Annotated in this window: 21 protein-coding genes; 4 read left to right on the top strand and 17 right to left on the bottom strand. The window is 71.4% G+C overall.

Features of this window, described 5'->3' with window-relative positions; translation table 11 throughout:
* Window positions 1-125: 125 nt before the first annotated feature.
* Window positions 126-767, top strand: a complete 642-nt coding sequence (locus ABD841_RS10795; RefSeq protein ID WP_344970246.1) for an MBL fold metallo-hydrolase — start codon at window positions 126-128, stop codon at window positions 765-767.
* Window positions 768-860: 93 nt separating this feature from the next.
* On the opposite strand, the gene ABD841_RS10800 is transcribed toward ABD841_RS10795, so the two are convergent.
* The 13 genes from ABD841_RS10800 to ABD841_RS10860 all read right to left on the bottom strand — a co-directional run bounded on the left by ABD841_RS10800 (window position 861) and on the right by ABD841_RS10860 (window position 15237).
* Window positions 861-1142: a hypothetical protein gene (locus ABD841_RS10800; RefSeq protein WP_344970248.1), complete on the bottom strand. Its 282-nt coding sequence runs from the start codon at window positions 1140-1142 to the stop codon at window positions 861-863.
* A 305-nt stretch (window positions 1143-1447) separates the two neighbouring features.
* Window positions 1448-2278 carry a CDP-diacylglycerol--serine O-phosphatidyltransferase gene (gene pssA / locus ABD841_RS10805; protein ID WP_344970249.1) on the bottom strand — a complete coding sequence of 277 codons (831 nt, stop codon included), beginning with the start codon at window positions 2276-2278 and terminating at the stop codon, window positions 1448-1450.
* Window positions 2265-2876 (bottom strand): phosphatidylserine decarboxylase, encoded by a 612-nt coding sequence (locus ABD841_RS10810; protein WP_344970251.1) that lies wholly within the window; start codon window positions 2874-2876, stop codon window positions 2265-2267. Before ABD841_RS10810 ends, pssA begins: the two co-directional genes overlap by 14 nt.
* A gap of 167 nt (window positions 2877-3043) precedes the next feature.
* Window positions 3044-4039, bottom strand: coding sequence for a TerC family protein (locus ABD841_RS10815; RefSeq protein WP_344970252.1), 996 nt, complete (start codon window positions 4037-4039; stop codon window positions 3044-3046).
* 422 nt (window positions 4040-4461) lie between these two features.
* The gene (locus tag ABD841_RS10820) at window positions 4462-5733 is read right to left on the bottom strand and encodes a glycosyltransferase family 4 protein (RefSeq protein WP_344970254.1); all 1272 of its coding nucleotides are present in this window, start codon (window positions 5731-5733) and stop codon (window positions 4462-4464) included.
* A gap of 335 nt (window positions 5734-6068) precedes the next feature.
* Window positions 6069-7724, bottom strand: coding sequence for a murein biosynthesis integral membrane protein MurJ (gene murJ, locus ABD841_RS10825; RefSeq protein ID WP_344970256.1), 1656 nt, complete (start codon window positions 7722-7724; stop codon window positions 6069-6071).
* Window positions 7721-8587: a hypothetical protein gene (locus ABD841_RS10830; RefSeq protein ID WP_344970257.1), complete on the bottom strand. Its 867-nt coding sequence runs from the start codon at window positions 8585-8587 to the stop codon at window positions 7721-7723. Before ABD841_RS10830 ends, murJ begins: the two co-directional genes overlap by 4 nt.
* A gap of 4 nt (window positions 8588-8591) precedes the next feature.
* A complete protein-coding gene (locus ABD841_RS10835; RefSeq protein ID WP_344970259.1) occupies window positions 8592-9575 on the bottom strand; it encodes a copper transporter in 984 nt (327 codons plus the stop codon).
* Complete coding sequence (gene steA, locus ABD841_RS10840) at window positions 9572-10783, bottom strand: putative cytokinetic ring protein SteA (RefSeq protein WP_344970260.1); 1212 nt, start codon at window positions 10781-10783, stop codon at window positions 9572-9574. The genes ABD841_RS10835 and steA overlap by 4 nt, the downstream gene beginning before the upstream one ends.
* A gap of 370 nt (window positions 10784-11153) precedes the next feature.
* Entirely contained in the window at window positions 11154-12866 is a 1713-nt protein-coding gene (gene recN, locus ABD841_RS10845; RefSeq protein WP_344970262.1) for a DNA repair protein RecN, read from the bottom strand.
* 90 nt (window positions 12867-12956) lie between these two features.
* Window positions 12957-13862, bottom strand: coding sequence for an NAD kinase (locus tag ABD841_RS10850; protein ID WP_344970263.1), 906 nt, complete (start codon window positions 13860-13862; stop codon window positions 12957-12959).
* Window positions 13863-14248: 386 nt separating this feature from the next.
* The gene (locus ABD841_RS10855; protein WP_344970265.1) at window positions 14249-15067 is read right to left on the bottom strand and encodes a TlyA family RNA methyltransferase; all 819 of its coding nucleotides are present in this window, start codon (window positions 15065-15067) and stop codon (window positions 14249-14251) included.
* Window positions 15064-15237 (bottom strand): hypothetical protein, encoded by a 174-nt coding sequence (locus tag ABD841_RS10860; RefSeq protein WP_344970266.1) that lies wholly within the window; start codon window positions 15235-15237, stop codon window positions 15064-15066. The genes ABD841_RS10855 and ABD841_RS10860 overlap by 4 nt, the downstream gene beginning before the upstream one ends.
* Before the next feature lie 1066 nt (window positions 15238-16303).
* Here ABD841_RS10860 and ABD841_RS10865 point away from each other — a divergent pair.
* Entirely contained in the window at window positions 16304-16651 is a 348-nt protein-coding gene (locus tag ABD841_RS10865; RefSeq protein ID WP_344970268.1) for an SCP2 sterol-binding domain-containing protein, read from the top strand.
* A gap of 335 nt (window positions 16652-16986) precedes the next feature.
* Here ABD841_RS10865 and ABD841_RS10870 read toward each other — a convergent pair whose 3' ends face one another.
* Window positions 16987-17997, bottom strand: a complete 1011-nt coding sequence (locus ABD841_RS10870) for an HAD-IIA family hydrolase (protein WP_344970270.1) — start codon at window positions 17995-17997, stop codon at window positions 16987-16989.
* Between the two features lie 25 nt (window positions 17998-18022).
* Window positions 18023-18364, bottom strand: a complete 342-nt coding sequence (locus ABD841_RS10875; RefSeq protein WP_344970271.1) for a tetratricopeptide repeat protein — start codon at window positions 18362-18364, stop codon at window positions 18023-18025.
* Window positions 18365-18565: 201 nt separating this feature from the next.
* On the opposite strand from ABD841_RS10875, the gene ABD841_RS10880 reads away from it, so the two are divergent.
* Entirely contained in the window at window positions 18566-20080 is a 1515-nt protein-coding gene (locus ABD841_RS10880) for a DUF1015 family protein (RefSeq protein ID WP_344970274.1), read from the top strand.
* A gap of 413 nt (window positions 20081-20493) precedes the next feature.
* On the opposite strand, the gene ABD841_RS40825 is transcribed toward ABD841_RS10880, so the two are convergent.
* Complete coding sequence (locus ABD841_RS40825) at window positions 20494-21141, bottom strand: single-stranded DNA-binding protein (RefSeq protein ID WP_425581972.1); 648 nt, start codon at window positions 21139-21141, stop codon at window positions 20494-20496.
* Between the two features lie 110 nt (window positions 21142-21251).
* On the opposite strand from ABD841_RS40825, the gene ABD841_RS10885 reads away from it, so the two are divergent.
* Complete coding sequence (locus ABD841_RS10885; protein WP_344970275.1) at window positions 21252-22178, top strand: MBL fold metallo-hydrolase; 927 nt, start codon at window positions 21252-21254, stop codon at window positions 22176-22178.
* A 94-nt stretch (window positions 22179-22272) separates the two neighbouring features.
* On the opposite strand, the gene ABD841_RS10890 is transcribed toward ABD841_RS10885, so the two are convergent.
* A partial coding sequence (locus ABD841_RS10890; protein ID WP_344970277.1) for a hypothetical protein occupies window positions 22273-23705 on the bottom strand: 1433 nt, incomplete at its 5' end.

The raw sequence follows: 23705 nt of genomic DNA on the forward strand, positions 1-23705 counted from the left end.
TCTTGTCGTTTCAACCGCGCGAGCACCCCCCGTTATGCCCCCGGCGGCGCCGAGACGGAATGATGAAGGGTGGGGCGGGCCGCGCCCGCTCTGTGCCTTCCCGCGACCCCGTCCGAGGAGAAACCGTGACATACACCGGTGACGTACAGGTCGGCGGCCCCGCCGACGTGCGTGAACTGCCCGCCCTGACGATCTCCAAGCTGGCCGTCGGCCCGTTCGACAACAACGCCTATCTGGTGCGGTGCACCGAGACCGGTGACGGCGTGCTCGTCGACGCCGCCGCCGAGCCCGAGCGGCTGCTGGACCTCATCGGCGACATGCCGATCAGCAAGATCGTCACAACTCACCGGCACGGCGACCACTGGCAGGCCCTGGAGGAGGTCGCGAGGGCGACCGGCGCCTCGGTGGTCGCCCACCCGCTCGACGCGCCCGCGCTGCCGGTCCCGGTCGACCTGGAGGTGGAGCACGGCGACCGGGTCACCGTCGGGGTGGTGAGCCTGGAGGTGATCCACCTGCGCGGCCACACGCCGGGATCGATCGCCCTGTACTACCCGGGTCACCTGTTCACCGGCGACTCGCTCTTCCCCGGCGGGGTCGGCAACACCAACAAGGATCCCGAGCGGTTCACGCAGCTCTTCACCGACGTGTCGGAGCGGATCTTCGACCGGCTGCCCGACGACACCTGGGTCTATCCCGGCCACGGCAGGGACACCACGCTGGGCGCCGAACGCCCCTCACTGCCCGAGTGGCGCGAACGCGGCTGGTGAAACGGACCGCCGCCCGTCCGGGCGGGCGGTCCTCCGCGCCGCCGCACCGCTCGAACGGTGCGGGCGGCCCCGCCCCGGACGGGCGATGAGATGTCAACCGCCCGTCCGCCCGCCGAAGACCCGGAGGATCCGATCCGCCGCGGCGGACGGATCCTCCACCCGTTCCACAAGATCTCCCCAGGACCAGCGGTAGAACCAGCCCGCGGGCAGCGGGACGCAGTCGACGGTCTCGCTGAACATCGCCGTGTCGGGGTCGGTGACCCGCAGCGACGGCGGGCTCCGCCTGAGCGTCGCGTTCATCCCCCTCGCCTCCAGCTCCCGGGCGAGCATGCCGAGGAAGTAGGTGCGGGTGTGCTCACGTGGCTCGGCTGCCATGAGACCATCATGCCCGGCGAGGGGGGGTGCCGGGCCTTCCCGGGGAAACGCGTCTCCGCCGTCCCGCGGCAGTGCCACCGCGCTCCGGGGCGCTCCGGGACGCTCCGTGGCGGTCCGAGCGGGCCGGGACGGCACACGACGGCCCGTACGGGGCGGATAGTGTGCCGGGTACGCGGCACGGCCGGCGCGAACCCACACCGTACGCGCGGGCGGTCGGCGGAGTTCGTGGGTCGCCCGCCCGGCGCGGCCGGCCACGTCACCCGTGACCGGCCGGCGCGTACGATCCGGGCCCGGACCTCGCGGGGTCAGCCGACCCCGGCGGCCGCCTTGCGCTCCTTGCGCTTCTCCCGCTTGAACATCAGGACCCGCAACGGGATGGCCGCCACGATGGCCATCTGCATGACGGCCCCGACCTTGATGAGGGTGTCGCCCCCGGCCAGGCCCGCGGCCCAGATGGTGAGGCAGGCCACGTTGATCATCATCCAGGCGAGCACCACGGCCGCCAGGTTGCCCTTGGGCTTGGGGTATTCGATCCGGCTCACCATGAGGTAGGCCACGCCGAAGATGGGCAGGACCGTCGCGACCGACGGGGGGAACAGCAGCACGACCGAGACCACGGTCATGGCGCCCATGGGGATGGGAAGGCCCATGAAGTCGCCGCTCTTGGTCTTCACGCAGGCGAAGCGCGCGAGCCGGATGACGCCGGCCAGGAGGACGGACGCCGCCGCGGCCATGACCATCATGAACGGGATCCGCTGGTTGAACCCCGCCCAGATGACCACCATGAAGGCGGGCGCGAAGCCGAAACTGATGACGTCGGCGAGGTTGTCCAGCTCGGCGCCCATGGCCGAGGCGCGGAACTTGCGGGCCACCAGGCCGTCGAACAGGTCGCAGGTGGCGCCGATCAGCAGGAGCACCACGGCGGTGCCGAAGAACCGGGGGTCGGCGGCGAAGGGCTTGCCTTCCTGCAGCGAGCTGATGGCCGACCAGGCGAGCACGCAGACGGCGAGGAAGCCGCACAGGGCGTTACCGAGGGAGAGGGAGTCGGCGGCGGACAGACGGAACGCCTTGCCCACGGGACCTCGTGGCTCGTCGTCCGTCTCGTCCATCGGCCAGCTCGCGTCAGCCGTGGTCAAGACTCGTCACCCCCGCGACGGTGCGCTCACCTACGGAGACAGCGGGCGAGATCCCCTCCGGAAGGTAGACGTCGACCCGCGAACCGAGCCTGATCAGCCCGATCCGCTCCCCCTTGGCGACCTTCGCCCCCTCGGCCACGTAGGGCACGATGCGACGTGCGACGGCACCCGCGATCTGGACGAACTCGATGTCGCCGAGGGCGGTGTCCAGATGCCACACGACGCGCTCGTTGGTGTCGCTGTCCTTGTTGAACGCGGGCAGGTACCCCCCGGCCACATGCTCCACCGAGGTGACCGTACCCGCCAGCGGCGCCCGGTTGACGTGCACGTCGAGCGGGCTCATGAAGATCGCAACCCTGGTGCGGCCGTCCGGCCACGGATCGATGCTCTGCACCACGCCGTCGGCCGGCGACAGGATCCGCCCGGAGCCGGGCGTGCGCTCGGGGTCGCGGAAGAACCAGAGCATCCCGCCGGTGAGCGCGGTCAGCGGCACCGCCGCCAGGGCCCAGCGCCGGTCACGGCCGCCGAGGAGAGATGTCACGGCGGCGGCCGCCGCAGTCGGGAGCAACCACGGGGAGACGCCACGTGCCAGGCCCATCCGGCGGCCTGGCTGGTGGCTTGCTGAATCGTGGGACACAGGGAACCTTTTGTAATGTCATGCGGCATTAGACCGGTATGTCTACCCGCCCTGGGGCAGGATGCTACCCATCTCTCAGCCCTTATACGGCGCAACGAGACAAGCAAAGCGCCTTGCACGCCAATTCGCTAGCCCCGCTCGACACTCGCCGGGGTGGTGTTTTCCTTGCCCTCCCGGATGTCACGCCGGGACTTCATCAGGCTGGCCACGGTGGTGATCACCATGGTGACGACGATGACCGACAGCGACAGCCAGATCGGGATCGCCGGTGCCCAGGCGAAACCGCTGCCGTGCAACGCCTCGAGGATCAGCTTAACCCCGATGAATCCGAGGATGAACGCGAGACCGTAGCTCAGGTAGACCAGGCGCTGCAGGAGGCCGCCCAGCAGGAAGTAGAGCTGGCGCAGGCCCATCAGGGCGAAGGCGTTCGCGGTGAAGACGATGAAGGCGTCGGTGGTCAGGCCGAAGATGGCCGGAATGGAGTCGAGCGCGAACAGCAGGTCGGTGGTGCCGATGGCGATCATGACGATCAGCAGCGGGGTGACCATGCGCCTGCCGTCGACCTTGACGACGACCTTGGAGCCCACGTAGTCGTCGGTGTGCGGCAGCACGCGGCGCGCCCAGCGCAGGACCGCGTTCTCGGAGACCCCCTCCTCCTCGTCGTGGCCGTGCTGGCGGACCAGCTGCACCGCGGTGTAGATGAGGAACAGGCCGAAGACGTAGAACAGCCAGCTGAAGCTGTTGAGCGCGGCGGCGCCGATGGCGATGAAGATGCCGCGCATGACCAGCGCCATCAGGATGCCCACCAGCAGCACCTTGTGCTGGTACGCCTTCGGCACCGCGAAGCGGCTCATGATGATGTAGAAAACGAAGAGGTTGTCGACGCTCAGGCTGTACTCGGTGAGATAGCCGGCGAAGAACTGGCCCGCGGGGGTCGGACCCGCGAGGATCCACATCCCTATCCCGAAGATCACCGCCAGGGTGACGTAGAAGCCGACCCAGAACCCAGCCTGCTTGAAGGAGAACTCACGAGGCTCACCCCGGTCGACCACCCAGAGGTCGAAGGCCAGGACGACCAGCAGACCTCCGATGACGGCGATCCATGCCCAGACAGGAACAGTCACAACTGATAAACCTCCGGCGGCGCGCACGACAGACTGCCGGAGGTCTCTCCCGCCCGGTTGAAACACAGCCAACGGAACGGACCGACAGCCCCGGGGGCCTCGTGGGGTGAGACAACACCGTGATGACGAGACTGTCGCGAAGGGATACTCCCCCCCTAACCACGCCAGTATAGGTGTACGGCCTGGTGTCACCTAATCCAACAGGGCGCCACAGCCCGTTGTTCCCGGCGCTCCGCCTCCGGCGTCCGGAGCCTCGTCCCGGCCGGCGGAGCCTTGTCCCGGCCGGTGACGCCCGGGAGACCTTCGCCCCTCCGACGTCCGAGACATCACCCGTCCAGAGCCGGGCCATTCACCCTTCCGGGCCCGGGAGCACCCGCCCCTCCGAATTCAGGGGCGCCCGTGCCTCCCGGGCCCGGGGACGCTCACCCTCTCCGCGGGAGAGTCCCGTACACCGCCAGCACCGCCTCCAGCGCCTCCCGCTCCCCGGGCAGCTCACGACCTCGCCCCGCGGCGGCCTCCGCCAGCCGGGTCACGAGGCCGTCGTCGGTGAGGACCCGCGCGACCGCGCCGCGCATCGCGGCGACGTCACCGTACGGCACCAGCAGCCCGGCTTTCCCCAGCATCGCCGGAACACCTCCCACGGCGGTGGCGACGACCGGGGTCCCGGCCCGCAGCGCCTCCTGCACGGTGAGCGGCTGTCCCTCCCAGCGGCTCGGCACCAGCAGAGCCCTGGCCACCCGGAGCAGGTCCCCGACGTCGTCCCGGTTGCCGAGCAGCCGCACCGGCAGGCCCTCCCGGTCGATCCGCCGCTGCAACTCCGCCCGGAGCGGCCCCTCCCCCGCGATCAGGAACACCACCTCACGCGCGGCCGTTCCGTCGCCGCCCTCCGGCACGATCCGCCCGGTCTCCGCGCCCTCCCCGGCCCCTCCGGCGGAGCCTTTCGCGGGCTCCTGCGGCGTACCACCGAACACGGGCGCCCCGATGTCGCGCTCGTCCGCGAGATGCGCGGCTCCCGTCACGGCCCCGGACGCGAAGACCTTCGCCACGTCGAGGAGGGTCTCCAGGCCCTTCTGCTGGGCGAGCCTGGCGACCGTCAGGATGACCGCCGCGTCGCCCGTGCCGAGTTCCGCCCGGATCGCCCCGGGCCGGCGCCCCGAGGAGGGCAGCGCGGGCGCGGGGACGACGGCGGTCTCGACGTACCGGGCGCCGAGACGGGTCATCCGCTCTCCCAGATCGGGAGAGACCACCAGGATCCGGTCGGCGCGGTGTGCCGTGATCCGCTCCAGAATTCCGTAAATCGCACCGATCGCGCCCCCCGCGGTGGCGGCGTTGTGCAGGGTCACCACCAGGCCGGTCCCGGTGCCGGCCAGGGCGAGCGCGGCCAGCGCCCCGGCCCGCAGCCCGTGGGCGTGCACCGCGTGTGCCCCGCGCAGGGCCCTGAGCATCCGGATCGCCCGCAGGTCGTTGCGCGGATGGGGCCGGTCGGAGATCGGCACGGGGACGAACCGGGCGCCGAGCGCGGTGAACCCGAAGGTCTCCTCGGTGCTCGGCGGCCCGGCCACGACCACCCGCCTGCCGGCGCGGGTCAGGCCCGCCGCCAGCATCGCCACGTGCCGCCCGACCCCGCCGGCGCTCGTGCCCAGCACGAACGCCACCCGTTCCGCCCCGTCAGCCGGCGAAACTCCGTACGTCACCGGAACAGCCCTCTCCACGGAGACATCCCCTTTCCGCATCGCACCCCGGCCACCGCCGTCGCCCGGCCACCGCCGTCGCCCGGCCACCGCCGTCGCCCGGCCCGGCCGCCGCGACGGCCCGCTCACGGCACGCACCCGGACACCTGCTCCGGTCCTCGTGCGGGCCCGCCCTCTCACCTCAACCACCGGCACGAATGCTCAACCACCGGCACGGACGCCCGCGCGGCCCTCTCAACGGATCCCCGCACCGGCTCTCCTTCCCGGCCACCGGCACGGACTCCCGCCCGAGCCCGTCCCCGGACCAGGGCTCCGGGTCCTCGCGCCGATCCGGCGTCTCAGCCATCGACCGGGGCTCCCTCCCGCGTGGGCTCCCGGCGGAACCTGGCGAGCAAGGACCGGGCATCCGGCCGATCGATCACGACCGCCACGACCGTGAACGCCACCCCCCCGGCCAGCGCGGCGACCACCCCGACCGCCACCGACGCCCACTTGGAGACCTCGCCGAAGGCCGCGACGCACGCCGCCCCGGCACCCCAGGCCGCGCCACCGCCGGCCAGGGCGGCGAGGAGGGCCCGCCACACACCGTCCAGCGAGGCCGCGCCCCTGGCCCGGAGCACGGCGAGGGCCAGCAGCAGGCCGCCCACGGTCATGCCGACCGTGCTGCCGAGCGCCAGCCGTCCGACCACGTCGGCGGGCTCATCCGCGGCCCGGGCGAGCAGGATCTGCGCGACCAGCGCGACCGCCCACCCGGCCGACGAGGCGGCGGCCGCCACCCGTCCCCGGCCGCAGGCGTACAGTACCCGGGCGAGGTGCAGCATGAGCGCGTACCCGACCAGACCGGGCGCGAACAGCGCGACCGCCGCGGCCATCTCGGGCTCGGCCGCCGCCCCGCCGGGAGTGTCCACGAGGAAGACCCGCGTCACCGGTGCGGCGACCGCCGCCATCACCCCGGCGGCGAGCCCCGTCACCAGCAGGATGACCCGCGTGGTGGACGATGTCAGCGCGTCGAACCCGGGCAGGTCCCCCTCGGCGGCCCGGGTGGACAGCACCGGGAACGAACTGGTCGCGATCGGCACCACGAGCACGGCGTAGGGCAGCTGGTACAGCGCCCAGGCGTAGGTGTAGACGCCGATGGCCCCCTTGCCGCCGAGGTCGTTGGACAGAAGGACCGCGACGACGAGCGCGACCTGCTGCGCGACCAGCACGGCGAGCCCCGCGGTGGCGAGTCTGCGCGCCTGGGCCGCGACACCCGGGGGGAAGGACAGCGAGGGCCGCAGCCGGAGCCGGAGCCGGGCCACCGGCCCGATCACGGTGAGCACCATCGCCGCGGCGGCGACGGTCGCGCCCAGGGCGAGGGTCAGCTCCCCGGCCCCGGACAGGTCCGCCAGGTCCTCGGCGCCGCCATCGCCGACCTGCTCGAACGCCAGGTAGGAGGCGACGATGAGCAGGCTGGAGACCAGCGGCGCCAGAGCCGGGCCCATGAATCGCCGGTGCGCCTGGAGGACGCCGTACAGCACCACGGCGAGCCCGAAGAAGATCATCCGAGGGGCGAACAGGACGAGCATGTCCGTGCCGACCTCGACGACCCGGGCCATGTCGCACTCGGGAAGGTTCCCGACGAGCAGGGTCACGATCGGCCCCGCGAACGCGACGATCAGCAGGGTCAGCGGCACCATGACCAGCGTGACCCAGGTGAGCAGCGCCGAGGTGATCCTGCCGACCTCCGCCCTGGCCTCGGGGTCCGCCTCCGCCCGGGAGGCCGCCGAGGCCAGCACCGGCACCACCATCCCGGCCAGCGCACCACCCGCCACCAGCTCGAAAACGATGTTCGGCACGTAGTTGGCGGTGTTGTACGCGCTGCTCAGGCAGAGGTTCCCGACGCTCTGCGACTGGAAGAGGTAGCGGCCGAACCCCACGGCCCGGGCCAGGACGGTCACGACTCCGATGAGGATCGCCGCTCCCGCGACCCCCTGGCCGATCCTTCTGATCATCGGTTGGCGGGGGGCTGCTCCACGGGGCGGCGGCCGAGCATGTCGATGCGGTTGAGAACGGGGTTGCCCGCGATCACCTTGGTGAAGCTGACCTTCTCGGAGGCGGCGGTCAGCGCGACGACGGTGCCGAGCACGGCCAGGCGGCCGGGGCGGCCGAGGGTGACCGAGGCGGCCAGGCCCAGGAGCGCGCCCAGCGCGTTGGCGCCGGCGTCACCCAGCATGGCCCGCTCGCCGAGATCCTCGGGGAGCAGCGCAGCGGCGGCTCCCATGGGGATGGCGGCCAGCGCGGCCGGGACGGGGTCGTCGCGGCGCAGGCCCGTGGCGAGCAGGGACGCGCCGGTGAGGAGACCGACCTTGACGGCACGGCCCGGACGCAGGTCGAAGAGGTTGGCCAGGTTGGCGGAGCCCGCGATCAGCGCGGCGTCGACCGGGACGTCGAGGGGCGAGCGAGCGGTCACCGCGGCGGCGGCCAGGCCGGTCACGCCGATACCGAGGAGCTTCACAGCCCCGCTGGTGACCTCACCCTTGGCCAGGGCGCTCAGGTGCCCCTTGAACCCCTTGGAGGACGTCGCACCGTACAGGTCGTCGTAGGCGCCGAGGCCGCCGCTGCCCGCCACGGCCAGCAGCGCGGCCGCGCGGACCCTGCCGGGCAGGCCGGGGAGCGCCGCCGCCGCGGCCCCCGCGCCCGCGACGAACGCCGGACCCTCCAAGAGGGTGATGGGCTCACCGCGGTGGTTCGTGCGGGCCCAGGTCTCCGCGTCGCCGACCGGGGGCCTGCGGGTGAAGGCGGCGTACGCGGCGCGCGCGGCGACCGCACCGAGAACCGCGCCGGCGAGGGCGCCGAGAAAAGCGCGACGAGCCATCGGATCATCCTCCGGAGGTGGCCGTGGTGGCCGTGGTGGCCGAGGGGGTGGGCGACGGGCTGGGCGCGACGCCCGCGACGCCGGGGCCTATGCCGTACTGCCCGGCGATCCCGGACAGTTGCTCTCGGAGAGCGTAGACCACCACGACCCGTCCCATGGGCATATCGGCGGTGTCGACGGTGGAGACCTTCTCCGTGAAGGCGGCGTCCTCCCGGAGCGCGGCGATGACCCCGCCGGCGGCGGTGGCGGTCTGCGTGCCGGCGAGCACCGTACCCAGAGAGGCGTCGTCGAGGCCGAGCGCCGTCGCCACGATCGCACCGGCCTGCTCGCCTGCGGTGTCCCCGGTGTACGGCTCCGCGGGGGCGGTCAGCACGGCCAGCTCGGCGCGCTTGGCGGGCTCGTCGGCGACGGTGAGCAGGCCGCCGCGCTGGAAGGCGTCGAGGATGCCGGGACCGGCCGGGTGCTCCTTGCCGACCTGGGCGGGATCGTTGGTCACGATCGCCTCGGCGAGCACCTCGGCGGCCTTGCCGTGGGCCGTCGCTCCGGCGGGGAAGACCGTCTCGGCGGGCTTGGCCCCGGTGGCCAGCTTGTCGACGAAGACCGACTGGGTGGGGTCGACGTACCGCTCGGTGAGGGTCACCCGGCCGGTCACGGTCGCCCCGGCCTCGCCGATCACCTGCTGCACCGCGTCACGTGTGCTCGCCGTGGTGCCCGGAGCCTCGACGATCACCACGGTCTTGCCCGCGAGCGCATCCTTGACGAGCCGGGCGGAGTCGGCGGCCACGAAGGCGTCGTTGCCCGCCTCGCGCTTCTGCAGGGCCTCCACCTGGGCGCGGAGCTCGTCGTTGCCCTCGCGGAGCTGGTTGGCGAGAGACTCGCTCGCCTTGATGACGGGGTCTTCGAGCAGGGTGGTGCCCAGGACGATGCCGACCGAGAGCGCGAGGAAGATCGCGACGATGGAGACGAGGTGATAGCGGAAATCGATCACGAGAAGAGTCCGACCAGCCAGAAGATGAAGCCGTTCCAGACGTCGCGGACGCTGTCCAGCCAGATCTTGCCCACCGGGGAGACGACGATCGCCACCCCCATGGTGATCAGCGCGGTGGCGACGAGCAGGAGCAGGGACGGAGTGGAGATCCGGCTGCGGTAGAGCCGGCTGACGCCCTTGGCGTCGATGAGCTTGCTGCCCACCCGCAGGCGGGTGAGGAAGGTGCTGGCCATGCCCGACCGCCCCTTGTCGAGGAACTCCACCAGGGTCGCGTGCGTGCCGACGGCGACGATCAGGTCGGCGCCCTTGTCGTCGGCGAGCAGCATCGCGATGTCCTCGCTGGTGCCGATCGCCGGGAAGAGCACGGCGGTGCGGCCGAGCTGCTGCACCCGTTCCAGGCCCGGTGCCCTGCCGTCGCGGTAGGCGTGCACGACCAGCTCGGCGCCGGACGTGAGCGCCTTGGTGGAGACCGAGTCGAAGTCGCCCACGATGATGTCGGGCAGGTATCCGGCCTCCAGCAGCGCGTCGGCGCCGCCGTCCACCCCGATCATGACCGGGCGATATTCGCGGATGTAGGGGCGGAGGGCGGCGATGTCCTCCTTGTAGTGGTAGCCGCGGACCACGATGAGGACATGCTTGCCCTCCATCTCGGTCCGGATGTCGGGCACGCCGACCCCGTCGATGAGCAGGTCGCGCTCGCGGCGGACGTACTCCATGGTGTTGGCCGCGAACGCCTCGATCTGCACGGTCAGCCCGGCCCGCGCCTCAGTCATCGCGGACTCGACGGACTCGGGCGTCTGCACGTCACCCTTGCCGACCACCTCGTCGTCGAGATAGACGACGCCCTCGTGGAGCCGGATCAGGTCACCATCCTTGATCCGCTCGAACAGCTCGGGGCTGGCGTTGTCGATGAACGGCACCCCGGCATCGACGATGATCTGCGGGCCCAGGTTGGGATAGCGGCCGCTGATGCCCGCGGCAACGTTGACCACGCCTGCCGCGCCGCACGCGACAAGCGCCTCCGCGCTCACCCGGTCAACGTCGACGTGATCGATAATCGCGATTTCCCCGGGCCTGAGGCGCTTGGTCAGCCTCTTGGTCCGCCGATCGATTCTCGCCACTGCCGTCACCCCGGGAAGGTCCGTGACCTTCCTGCGGCGGAGGTACCCGGTGAGCTTGTTCTGAAGCCCGTCAATCGGCACCTTCATCACGACCATCCTGCCAGAGCGAACGACCGGGCGAGCCAAACAGACGACGGCGTGTCAGATTCGTCATCGGAGATCACCCGGAGCCCCAGCTCCCCCGGGGCAGCGGGATTAATCCTGCCAAGGCTTGCCGGAAGAGGACGACCAAACCTTCCCTCCGGCGCTCGGACGGCCCGCGCGGCCTCTCCGAGCGCCACCGGGAAGGACCGTCTTCACCTGCGGAAACGGCCGCCTCCCCGCGGCGGCGGCGACCGGCGTCACCGCCGGGAGGAGGCCGCGCCCACCGGGGAAGGTGATCGATCTCACCTGCGGAAGCGGCCTCTCCTCGACGGCGCCTTCCGCACCGGCGGCACAGACCTCACGGCGAGGCGGATCACACCTTGTCGGCCGCGGCGATCGCGAGCAGCTCTTCCGCGTGCGCGCGGCCCAGCTCCGAATCCTCGAGGCCGGCGAGCATGCGGGACAGTTCCCGTGCCCGGCCGTCCTTGTCGAGTGCGATCACGCCACTGCGCACCACGCTGCCGTCGTCGGACTTCTCCACGACCAGGTGCTGGTCGGCGAAGGCCGCGACCTGCGGCAGGTGGGTGACGACGATCACCTGGGAGGTGCGGGCCAGACGCGCCAGCCTGCGGCCGATCTCCACCGCGGCCTTGCCGCCCACACCCGCGTCGACCTCGTCGAACACGAACGTCGGGACCGGGTCGGCACCGGCGAAGACCACCTCGATGGCGAGCATCACCCGGCTGAGCTCGCCACCGGAAGCGCCCTTGTTCAACGGCAGGGGCGGCGAGGCGGGATGCGGCGACAGGCGTAGCTCGACCTCGTCGACGCCGTACGGGCCGAACTCTCCGGAGACGGTCAACGAGACCACCACCCGGGCGTGCGGCATCGCCAGCGCGGTCAGCTCTTCGGTGACGGCCTGCCCGAACCGCTCGGCGGCGGCGGTCCTGATACGGGTCAGCTCGGCGGCCAGCTCGGTGAGGCGCCCGGTCAGCTCCTCGTGCTCGCGGGTCAGCTCGGTGACGCGGTCGTCGTCGCCCTCCAGCTCGGCGACGCGGGCCGCGGCCCGCGCGGCCCAGGCAAGCACCTCGGCGGTGTCGGCGCCGTACCTGCGGATCAGGTGGGTGAGCACGGCACGCCGCTCCTGCACGGCCGCGAGCCTTCCCGGGTCGGCCTCGACCGACTCGGCGTACGCGGCCAGTTCGGTGGCGACGTCGGCGATCAGGTAGCCCGCCTCGGCGAGCCGGTCGGCGATGCCGCCCAGAGCCGGGTCGAAGTCGCGGACCGACTCGACGGCCGTACGGGCCTCGCCGACCAGCGCGATGGCGTCCGGCAGGTCCTGCTCGCCGGACATCGGATCGCCGAGCAGCGCCCGGTGCGCCGTCTCGGCCGCGTTCCTGAGGGCATCGGCGTGGGCGAGCCGTTCCTCCTCCTCGCGGAGCTCGGCCTCCTCACCGGCCTTGGGATCGGCCCTCTCCACCTCCTCGAGGCCGAACCTGAGCTGGTCGGCCTCCTGGGCGCGTTCTCTGGCCCGGGTGGTGATCTCGGCCAGCTCCTCGGCCACCTGCCGGTGGCGTCTGTAGGCCTGCTCGTAGGCACGCAGCGGCTTGACCAGTTCCTCGCCCGCGTAGCGGTCGAGGGCGGCGCGCTGGCGACCCGGCTGGAGCAGCCGCTGCTGGTCCATCTGACCGTGCACGGCCACCAGGTCGTCGGCCAGGTAGGTGAGCGTGCCGACCGGCACGCTGCGCCCGCCCAGCCAGGCGCGGCTGCGCCCCTCGGCGGAGACCGTGCGCGCGATGATCAGCTCACCGTCCTCGATCTCGCCGCCCAGATCCTGGACCTGCTGGGCGACCCGGCCCGCCGGGTCGATGACGAGGGTGCCCTCGATGGTCGCCTTGTCGGAGCCCGGACGGACCCGTGCGGGGTCGGCCCGGCCGCCGAACAGCAGCCCCAAGCCGGTCACCACCATGGTCTTGCCCGCACCCGTCTCGCCCGTGACCACGGTGAATCCAGGCGATAGCACCAGGACGGCCTCGTCGATCACACCGAGCCCCTGGATGCGGACCTCCTCGACTCTGGGTCGCACTGGTCCCTCCCGTCACATCGAATTCACCGAACATCAGTGCGGTGCGCGGGCACGATCCTACGCTCTTGGGGCGACGATCGCCCGAACGAGCTACGGCCTCACGCGGCCGCGCCAGCCCTGTACCGGCAGGTCGAACTTGGCGACCAGCCGATCGGTGAACGGCGCCCCGGAATCTTCCAGACCGTGCAGCCGCGCGAGCCGTACGGGCTGTTCCGCCCGGCGCAACTCGATCCGTGTCCCGGCGGGCAGATCGAACCTGCGGCGCCCGTCGCACCACAGCACCGCTCCGGCCGCCTCGATTTGGACCTCCAGCGCCAGCCGGGAGCGGGGCGAGACCACCAGCGGCCTGGCGAACAGTGCGTGGGCGCTGATGGGGACGAGTAACAGCGCCTCCACCTCCGGCCAGACGACCGGTCCACCGGCCGAGAAGGCGTACGCGGTGGAGCCGGTCGGGGTCGCGCAGATCACCCCGTCGCATCCCCAGCGCGACAACGGTCTGCCGTCGATCTCGGCGACCACCTCCAGCATGCGCTCGCTCTTCTCCACGGTCGCCTCGTTGAGCGCCCACGTGTCGGCCAGCACCGTGCCGTTGAGGCGGGCGGTGACCTCGATGGTCATCCGTTCCTCGACGTCGTACCGCCCCTGCACCACGCAGTCGACCGCCCCCGCCAGATCCTCCACCTCGGCCTCCGCCAGGAATCCGACGTGGCCGAGGTTCACACCCAGCAGCGGCACCCCGGCCGGACGGGCGAGCTCGGCGGCCCGCAGGAGGCTGCCGTCGCCACCGAGGACGATCATCATCTCGGCGTCCTCGACCGCCGCCGAACCCGCGGGCACCACATCCGCGCCCGCGCACGCGATCTCCTCGGCTTCGGCGTTCAGGACACGCACGGTCAGCCCGGCGTCCACCAGCCTCCGGATCACCAGGCGAGCGCTGTCGACGGCCGCCTCCCGCCCGGTGTGCGCGGTGACCAGCACGGTGCGCTTGGCAGTCATGTATCACTCTCTCGCTTGACGTGCTCGCCACCCTGGAAGAGATGGCGGTTCTCGTCCGTGCCGCATGGGTTCATGTGGCGTCTCGATGGCTTCCTGCTTCACCGCCGTGTGCCTGGACGCGTCCAGGTCTTACCTCGGCCTCACAGGCGTTTTCCGTCTCCGCCCGCCCGGCGGCGACCGTCACGCTGTGTCCACCGTGACGCTTCGGAGCCTCCGGGCTCACCCCTTGCCCCGCACATCGAACACGTTACCGAGCGGTGACGCAACGCGCGGCGGAAAGCGGCGGATTCACGCCGGCGCCCTCGTGCCCCGCAGGGCGCGTACACGTGTCGGCCATCACCCCAGGCACGAAGCCCCGAGCACGGACCGGCATGCCCCCCGGCCCGCTACCGGGGGCCCTCCGCCACCGCTCGCTCGATCTCGGCGCCGAGGTCGGCCACCGGCGGGGCGCCTTCGCCCTTGCCCAGCCAGATGACGTACTCGACGTTCCCCGACGGCCCGGGCAGCGGGCTCGCGGTGACGCCTCGCACGGTCAGGCCGAGTGATCGCGCGGCTTCGGCCACATCACGCACGGCCTGCGCCCGCAGTGCGGGGTCGCGGACCACGCCACCCGCGCCGACCCGCTCCTTCCCGACCTCGAACTGGGGCTTGACCAGCATGGCGAAGTCGGCGCGCTCGGCGGCGCACAGGACCAGGGCGGGCAGCACCAGGCGCAGGGAGATGAAGGAGAGGTCACCGACGATCAATGTGGGAGCCTCACCGACCATGTCGGGGGTCAGGTCCCTGACATTGACCCGCTCCATGACGGTGACCCTGTCATCGGTCCGCAGCGACCATGCGAGCTGGCCGTAACCGACGTCGACGGCGAGGACGTGCGCCGCGCCGTTGCGCAGCAGCACGTCGGTGAAGCCCCCGGTCGAGGCCCCCGCGTCGAGGCAGCGGCGCCCCGCGACGGTGAGGCCGCGCGGCCCGAAGACCTCCAGGGCGCCCAGGAGCTTGTGCGCTCCCCGGGACACGTAGTCGGGCCCCTCCACGCTCTCCGCGACCACGATCGCCGAGGCCGTGTCGACCTGGGTCGCGGGCTTGGCCGCCACCCGCCCGCCGACGCTGACCCGGCCGGCCTCGATGAGCTGGGCGGCCTGCTCCCTGGACCGGGCCAGTCCGCGCCGGACGAGTTCGCTGTCGAGGCGCGCGCGGCGGGTCACCGGGGCTGGTCCGGAGTGTCGTCCACCACGGCGAGCGCCTGCTCCAGCCCGGTGAACACCTCCTCGAAGACGTCCACATGCGCCGAGACGGGCAACTCGCCGAGACGGGCCAGCCCGCCCAGCGCGGCGTCCGCCCGCTCGTCACCCGTCTCCTCCAGTAGATCTGTCATGCGCTCCCTCCGGAACCGTTCCTGACCATCTCGGCCGACCTGGTCGCCGTGCCCGTCTCGGTGGGCTTGGCGACCTCGGTGGTCCTGGCCGTCGCGGCCGCCCTGGCCGCACCGGCGGTGTCGACCGTCTTCCCGCCGCTGCCGCCTCCCCCGCGGGCGCGGCTCGCGCGCCACCTTGCCCGCGGCTCCCCTGACCGTATCGGAAGCCGCGGCCCCCGTCGCCTCGGCACCGCTTCTCCGCGCCCTCCGCCGGGTCCCTCCCCCGCTCCCTGCCCCGCCCGGGTAGCCCCTCGAACCGCCGGCGCCTCCGTGAAGGCTCCTCCCACGGCGGCGAGCCCGGGTCCGGCTTCGCCACTCGGCCCTGAGCCCTGGCCCGCCACCCGGGCCCGGGTTTCCGGCCCCGCCGCTCGGGCTCGGAGACGGCCCACCTCGTCACCCACGGGCCGGGCCGAACGCGCCGAGCATGCGTTTCGCCCCGGCTGCGGTGATGATCTCTCCGAGCCGGCGGCGACCGTCCTCGCCCCCGGCGACGAACCCCCGGCCGCCCTACCGGCCCGGTCGGGCATCTGCGACCAGCCGGTTCCCCCGGATGCAGGGAGATCGCGAACTATTACGCGTGCCTTGCTCGTTGTCATCTCATCGACATCTTCCCGGCCCTCGAAAGACCAGGCCCCCGGACCGGAGGCGGACGGCTCGCGGGTCACCCCCCGCCCAGCGACCGGAGGGTTCCCCGCGCCGCCGTCCCGCGCCACGGAGCGGTCGAGCGACACCGGCCTGCGTGTCGCCGCCCCGGCCGTCTTGCCCGGCCTCACCGGGGCCGGGAGACCGGAGCGCGGGATCGATCCGTGTTTCCTCCCCGTCCCGTAAGACAGGGCATCCACGGTGGAGATGCTCGGTGAGACCGATGGCCGCCCGCGCGTACCCCGCAATACACCGAGCACCATGGTCGAAGCCCCCTTTTCCCGGCACACCCCCGGGCGCCGGATTGCACGTCCCCCCATGTGGAACGCTACCGTCCGTATCTGCAGAGGATTCGGACCGGTCCAGGAGAGAGGAGCGCCACGCGATGGCGACCGTCGACGAGTGCCGGGCGGCACTGCGCAAACTCGGCGAGCAGTTCGACGAGGTTGACGAGGAGAGCCGCGCCAGACACGTGGTCGAGCGCGACATCAGCTGCCACATCCGAGACCTCGGCGTCACCTTCTACGGCCGGCTCCACCACGGCGGCCTCGGACCGTTCGACGACACGCCCCCCGCCGACGGCAAACCGGCCGACGTGAAGCTGACCCTCGGCAGTGACGACCTCGTCTCACTGGTCAACGGAGAGCTCGACATGGGGCGGGCCGTGTTCAGCGGCCGGGTCAAGATCGATGCCAGTTTCGGCGACCTCCTGCGACTGCGCAAGCTTCTCTGAGGCCTGCGCGGGCTCCTCGTGAAGGGCACCCGGAGCTGAAACAACGCCCAGACCGGGATGAGACGCGAGACCGGGACCACCCGGCTCCAGGCTCACCGTCCGAGACGGGAGGCCCGACTCTGGGACGTGGCGGAGACCGGGGCGGACCCGGCCCTGGGACGTGGCTGAGACCGGGACATACCCGGCCCTGGGACATGGCGAAGTTCGGGGCGGACCCGATTCTGGGACGTGGCGGAGACCGGAGCATGACCGGAGGCCGGGACAGCGCTCAGGCGAGGGCGCACCGGTTTCCCAGGGTCACGTCCGCGAGGAGCGATCGCATCCTGAAGAGCAGGTCACGTGCGCGGGGAGAAGGAGGAGCCGAGGGCGGCCTTGACCGCGTCCTCATCGGCGCAGCCCTCTCCCACGGCTTCCCAGGTCACGGCGCAGGCCACGCGGAGGCCGTCGAGCGGCTCCCCCCGGCCGTCAAGAACGAGGTGGTCACCGTCCCAGCGGGCGTTCCACCCCTCGCAGGTCCACCAGCCGCCTTCGCCGCGGCGCACCTCGGGGTAGGGAAAATGCAGGGCGGACAGGTCACCGGCGATATAGGTGGGCCTGTGACGCGGCGCGGCGGTCAGCAGGTCGAGCGGGGTCGCCACCCCGGTCAGAACCAGCAGGCTGTCAACTCCCGCGTTGGCCGCCCCCTCGATGTCGGTGTCGAGCCGGTCGCCGACCACCAGGGGGCGCCGCGATCCGGTCCGCAGCATCGACTCGCGGTGCAGCGGCGGCTCGGGCTTCCCCGCGACGATCGGCTCGACACCGGTCGCCGTGGCGATGACCCGGATCATCGCCCCGTTGCCGGGGAGCTCGCCTCGGCCGGTCGGCATGGTCGCGTCGGCGTTGGCCGCCACGAAGAGGGCGCCCTGCCGCACAGCGAGCACGCCTTCGCTCAGCAGCGCGTACGAGAGGTCGGGCGCGATGCCCTGGACCACCGCGACCGGGGCATCCAGAGCGGTGCTGACCGGCCGTAGGCCGTGGGCGCGCAACGCGGTGCGCACCCCCATACCCCCAACCACCAGCACCCGGGCGCCCGGTCCGACCCGCTCGGCCACGAGCCGCGCCGCAGCCTGAGCCGAGGTGACCACGTCGTCGGGGGTCGCCGGAGCGCCCAGCGCGCTCAGGTGCTGGGCGATGGCTCCGGGGGTGCGCGAAGCGTTGTTGGTGACGTAGGCGAGGCGCACGCCGCGCTCGGCCGCCCGACGCAGGGCTTCGGGAGCCTTCGGTACGGCGTTGCGCCCCAGATACACCACCCCGTCGAGGTCGAGGAGAAGGGTGTCATACGGGTCGATCAGTGTCTGTATGTCCACTGCCCCATTTCATCACCCACGCGGATCACATCCGGCGGGCCCGCAGGGTGGCGCGTACGCTCTTCAAGGCCGACACGTAGTGTCGCTGGTCGGGGCGCATCGCGACCGCGATCGCCAGGGGCTCCTGGGCGCCCTCCATGTCGCCGGCCCGCCACAGGGCGAGCCCGAGTCCGAAATAGGCGTAGTCCTCAGCCGGATTGGCGTCGATGATCCAGCGGAAGCTGTCGGCGGCATCAGCATACTGGCGGGAGTTGAACTGCGCGCGAGCGAGCGCCTCGCGGACGCTGCGCGACCCCGGTTCGGCGTCCGCCGCGCGTTCCAGCAACGCGGCAGCCGCCGCCGGGCTGCCTTCCGACAGGAGTTTCATCCCTCGTTGAAACCAGTCATAGACGTCCCCGACCGGACCGCCCGCCTCGGGGCTGGGGGAATCAGACGGGCCGCCACGTCCTTGGACCATTATGTGAGGCCTCCTTCATCGACAGATAACGGATCTGACCGATTCCCTGACAAACCGGGGGCAGCTGCAGCCTCGGAGCGGCTCCCGGACGTTTCAGGCCTTTATGGGAACATGCCCTTTGTGGCGAATCCTGAACTGCCGGTGCCGGATGGGCTGGTGCTACGCCCGTTCCGGGGCGTGCGGTTCACGGTCGACGATCTCGCTGCGGTCACCTCCCCGCCATACGACCTCATCGACGAGGCCGGAGTGCGGGATCTGCTGGATGCCCACCCCAACAACGTGGTACGCCTGATCCTTCCCGGCACCGACCGCCATCGGTACGCCGAGGCCCGGGAGACGCTTCGGCAGTGGCTCTCCTCCGGAGTGTTGGCCGCCGACGAGACACCCGCCGTCTACGTCTACGAGCAGTCGGGCCCGGAAACGCTGCAGCGCGGGCTCATCGGCGATGTCGGCCTGGCCGGTCCGGAACTCGGCATCGTCCTGCCCCACGAGAACGTGATGCCCGGTCCCGTCGCTGACCGGCTGGCCCTGATGCGCACCACCGAGGCCAATCTGGAGCCCATCTTCCTGCTCTATGACGGCGCGGGCGGCGCCGCCAGCCGCCTGGTTGACGAGGTCGCCACCACCCGGTCCCCTCTGGCGGAAGCCAGGACCCGCGACGGCGTCAGGCACCGGTTGTGGGCCGTCACCGACCCGGACGAGCTCGCCGTCCTCGACGCCGACCTCCGCCCCCGCCAGGCTCTCATCGCCGACGGCCACCACCGCTACGCCACCTACCTCGCGCTGCAGAGAGAGCACCGCACCGGGGAGACGGGCACCGCGGGAACAACCGTCCCCGATGGGCCGATCACCACCCCCGACGCATCCGTCACCATCTCCCACACATCCATCACCACCCCCGATAGGCCCATCACCGCCTCCCACACAGCCGTCACCACCTCCGACGCGTCCGCCCTCACCTCCGGTGCGTCTGCCGTAACCGCCTCGTCTGCCACACCCGCCGTATCCGTTTCGCCCCCGGTGTCCAACGCAGGCGTGGAACCCGGGCCGTGGGACTTCGGCCTCGCGCTCCTGGTCGACTCCAGCGCCTATCCCCCCGATCTCAAGGCGATCCACCGGGTCATCCCCGGGCTCCCACTCGACGAGGCACTGGCCGGAGCCAGGAACTCGTGGCAGGTACGCGAGCACGCGACTCTCGCCGCCGGTCTGGCCGCGCTGGAGAAAGCCGACGGACCCGCCTACCTGCTGTCGGCCGGAGACACGGCCTACCTGCTCACCGATCCCGACCCCGCCCAAGTGGAGCAGGCCATGCCGCCCGACCGCTCGGCCGGGTGGCGGTCGCTGAACACCTCCGTCCTCGCGGAGTTCCTCCTGCCGAAGGTCTGGGGAATGGATGACGACGAGCGGACGGTGCGCATCGTGCACCACGACCCTGAGGCCGCTGTGCGGCTCGCGCGGCAGACCGGGGGAACCGCGGTGCTGTTGCGCCCGCTTGCCGTCGACGACGTGCTCGCGGTCGCCGCGCGGGGGGAACGGGTGCCCCGCAAGTCCACCTCCTTCGGCCCCAAGCCGCTGACCGGCATGGTCCTGCGCACGCTCATGCGGGAGCACAACATCCGGCCCTGAAGAGGGATGCGGGGCCGGTGCACCCGGGCGGCCCCGCGCCCCAGGCGGCCCCGAGCACGCGAGCGGCGCCCTGAGCATGCCACGGCCGCAAGCACATCGGCGGCAGCCCTCCTGTCCGGAAAGCACCCGGGAACATCCCGCGGCAACACCACCCGCCCGGAAAGCACCCGAGAACATCCCGACCGCCGACCGGCGGCCAGGGCCCGAACAAGGCCTCGACCACCGCCTCCAGAATGCGCGCGGGGGTGGAGAACGAGACCTCGGAAGGCCGTCGGCCCGTCTCCTGACCGAGTACATCCGATGAGCCGGATCCGAGTTCCCGCCGCACCGCATGAGGCGCATCCGGCACCGAGCACCTGGCCGGCGCCTCGGCGATCCTGCGGTTGACGGCACGGAATCTCCGAACCGGCTCACTAGCCGGGAACGGACATCTCGTCACGTCTCGCAACCGACCTCGGGGCAGCTCGCTTCTCCAGACCGTGGTCGCATCGATCACTCCGGTCGTCACAGCGCGGATCGGAGTCACCGGGCCGGCGAGGGGCGCCCGGTCGACCGCAGTCATCACGTTGACTGCGATCATCAGATCGACCGGAGTCACCGGGCCGGTCGGCGGCCCGGTCGGCGGCCCGGTCGGCGGCGAAGCCGGAATCGGGCGCATCTTCCACGGGGTGCATGAGAGAGCGCACCGACCGGGGGCCGGCCGGGACCCGAGGCGGAACCTTCTCGTCACCGCTCAGGACCACGGTGACCCGGCGTTCGAGACGCCTTGCCGAACACACCTCGACCTCGTACCCGGACGATTTGGAGCCCTCGCTCCCCCACCATCGACGGCGCAGCGCACCCGTCACCTCCACGATGTCGTCGGGCAGCCAGTCAGCCACGACCTCGGTGATCTCGGGATCGAACGACACGCACGGAATGGTGTCGACCCGGGCCCCACGACCACGCTGCCGCCGCCGGACGATCACCCGCCAGGTGCCGAGAACACTCCCGCTCTGCAACGATCTGATGTGCGCCGCTTCGGGCAGGCGACCTACCAGGGTGACCTCGTTGCGATCCATCGGATCCTCCTTCGATCTCTGCTGACCGAAGACGACTCTCTACGATGTGAGCTGTGCCGGAATGGCCGAACGCTGTTCTGGGGACATCGGTTCCAGTTCGGAGGTGGCTTGTGGACAACATCACCGACCTCGGCGGAGGCGTTTATGAGATCGACACAAGGATGGCCGGATACTCCGGTATCACCGCGGGATACCTGATCCTCGGAGACCGCCCCTGCCTGGTGGAGACCGGTACGTCCACCTCCGCCCCGGTGGTGCGCGACGCTCTGACCTCCCTGGGCGTGGGTCCGGGCGATCTCGCCACGGTCGTCGTCACCCACATCCACCTGGATCACGCCGGCGGGGTGGGAGACATCGCCGGCTTCTACCCCCAGGCGGAGATCGTGGTGCACGAGAAAGGCGCCCGGCACCTCGCCGACCCGTCGCGGCTGATGGCCAGCGCACGAATGGTCTGGGGCGACAGGCTGGACACCCTGTTCGGCGAACTCTCCCCCACCGACGCCTCCCGCATCCGCGCGCTCGGCGATACCGGAGCCATCGACCTCGGCAACGGCCGCACGCTGAGCAGCCACTACTCGCCCGGACACGCCAAGCACCATGTGGGCCTGATCGACTCCGGCACCGGCGACCTCTACGTCGGAGACGCCGCCGGGGTCTATCTGCCGCAGACGGGCGACCTGCGCCCCGCCACGCCCCCGCCGGACTTCGACCTGCAGACCGCACTGGACTCGATCGCGCTGTTCGAGGCCCTGGGTCCGCAACGGCTGCTCTTCAGCCACTACGGCCCTGTTACGGACGTCAAGGAGACGCTGGGACGATCCGCCGAAGAACTACGCGTCTGGGTTGATCTGACCCGCCAGGCCCACTCCGAGGGCATGGATCTTGACCACGCGGTCGCCATGGTCAGGGACCGCACCCGCGAGCGTTACGCGGCGCTGAAAGCGGACGAGGCGACCGCCGAACAGTTCGAGCTGCTGAGCGGCGCCCCGTCCAACGTGGCCGGCATCCTGCACTGGCTGGACCGGGTCCAGCCATAGGAACCCGGGCCGGGGCCGTCCCATGCCCGTCTCAGATGAACCGTTCCGGGTGGAACGTTTTGTTCACCCGAGGCTCACCTGAGACGGGCGGGGACTACTTCCTGCTGGCCTTGTCCTGCTCGCCAGGACCGTCCTCGTCCGTGGCAGTGTCGCCGAGAACGTCACCGAAGTCGGGCTCGATGAAGGCCGGGGTGACGCCGACGTCGATCTTTCCGGATGTTTCCTGCTCGTCGGACTCCTCTGACGGCTTCTCGTCAGCAGTCCCTTCCCCGACAAGCTCGGTCTTCAGGACGTCGCTCTCCTCAGCGTCCCGAACGTCCTCCACGTCGTTCCGGAAGGCATCCGCGATCAGGGACTCCTCCTCGTCGAGGTCGTCTTCATCCTCGATCTCCGCGTCGAGGGCCGCCACGTCGTTGATTTCCACCTCGTCATCGAGATCGTCCTCATCGTCGACGTCGTACGTCTCCGGTCCGGCGTCGCCCCCGGAAGGCGATTCGGTGGAGAGGTCCTCATCCGTGTAGTCCTCGTCGTCGAAGTCCTCTTCGAGGTCCTCGATGACGGCACCGGTCAGCTCCGCGTAGCGCTCGGCCGCCTCGGTCTCGCCGTCCTCGTCGAAGGCCATCGCCCGGCCGAACCAGTCGGTAGCCGCCGCCTCGTGACCCGCGTCCGCCAGCGCATCGGCGTAGGCGAAGGCGAGACGTGCCGACCAGGGGTGCGGACGGGTGTCACGCAGTTCGGGAAGACGCTGCAGGGTGATGACCGCGGCGTCCTTCTGCCCGAGGTCCCGGCGGGCGCCGGACTCCACGATGGCGAGCTCGATCCTGCCGGTGCGGTCGAGCCGTTCGGCTTCCTTGGAGCGGACCAGGTCGAGCGCCCGCTCAGGACGACCCAGTCCCCGCTCGCAATCCGCCATGATCGGCAGGAACGCGTCCGAGCCCGTCATACGGCGGGCCGCGCGCAGATCGCTGAGCGCCTCAGCGAAGTGCCCGGCGCGGTACGCGGCGATACCGACGGCCTCGCGAACCACACCGATCCTGGCAGCGAAGCGGCGAGCGACCTTGGTGTGCTCGTACGCCCGCTCGGGCTCGTCCTCCGCCAGGGCCCGCTCCGCCGCCACGAGGTGGCGGGAGATCAGGTCGGCGAGGTCGAGCGGGAGGGAGCGCAGCTCCTCACGGATCTCCTTGTCGAGCTCCTCTGCGGTGATGTCCGGGGCGAGCTCGGGCAGTTCCTCCCGCTGACGGCTCGGAGTCCCCTCCGGACCGCCGGTGCGGTCTTCCCGAGAGCGACCGTAGCGGGTGCGGGAACCGGGATCCTCACGGCGGAACGCGCCACGGTCGCCGAAGGGGCGGTTGCCGCGGTCGTCACGCTCGAACCGGGGACGATCCTCACGACCATACGAAGGACGCTCACCGCGGTCGAACGACCGCCGCTCACCGCCACCGGGACGAGAACCGTACCGGCCACGAGCCTGGTCACGATCACCGTACGAACGACGCTCACCACGGTCATCACGCTCGAACCGGGGAC

This window comes from Streptosporangium fragile (assembly GCF_039534445.1).
GTDB classification, from domain to species: domain Bacteria; phylum Actinomycetota; class Actinomycetes; order Streptosporangiales; family Streptosporangiaceae; genus Streptosporangium; species Streptosporangium fragile.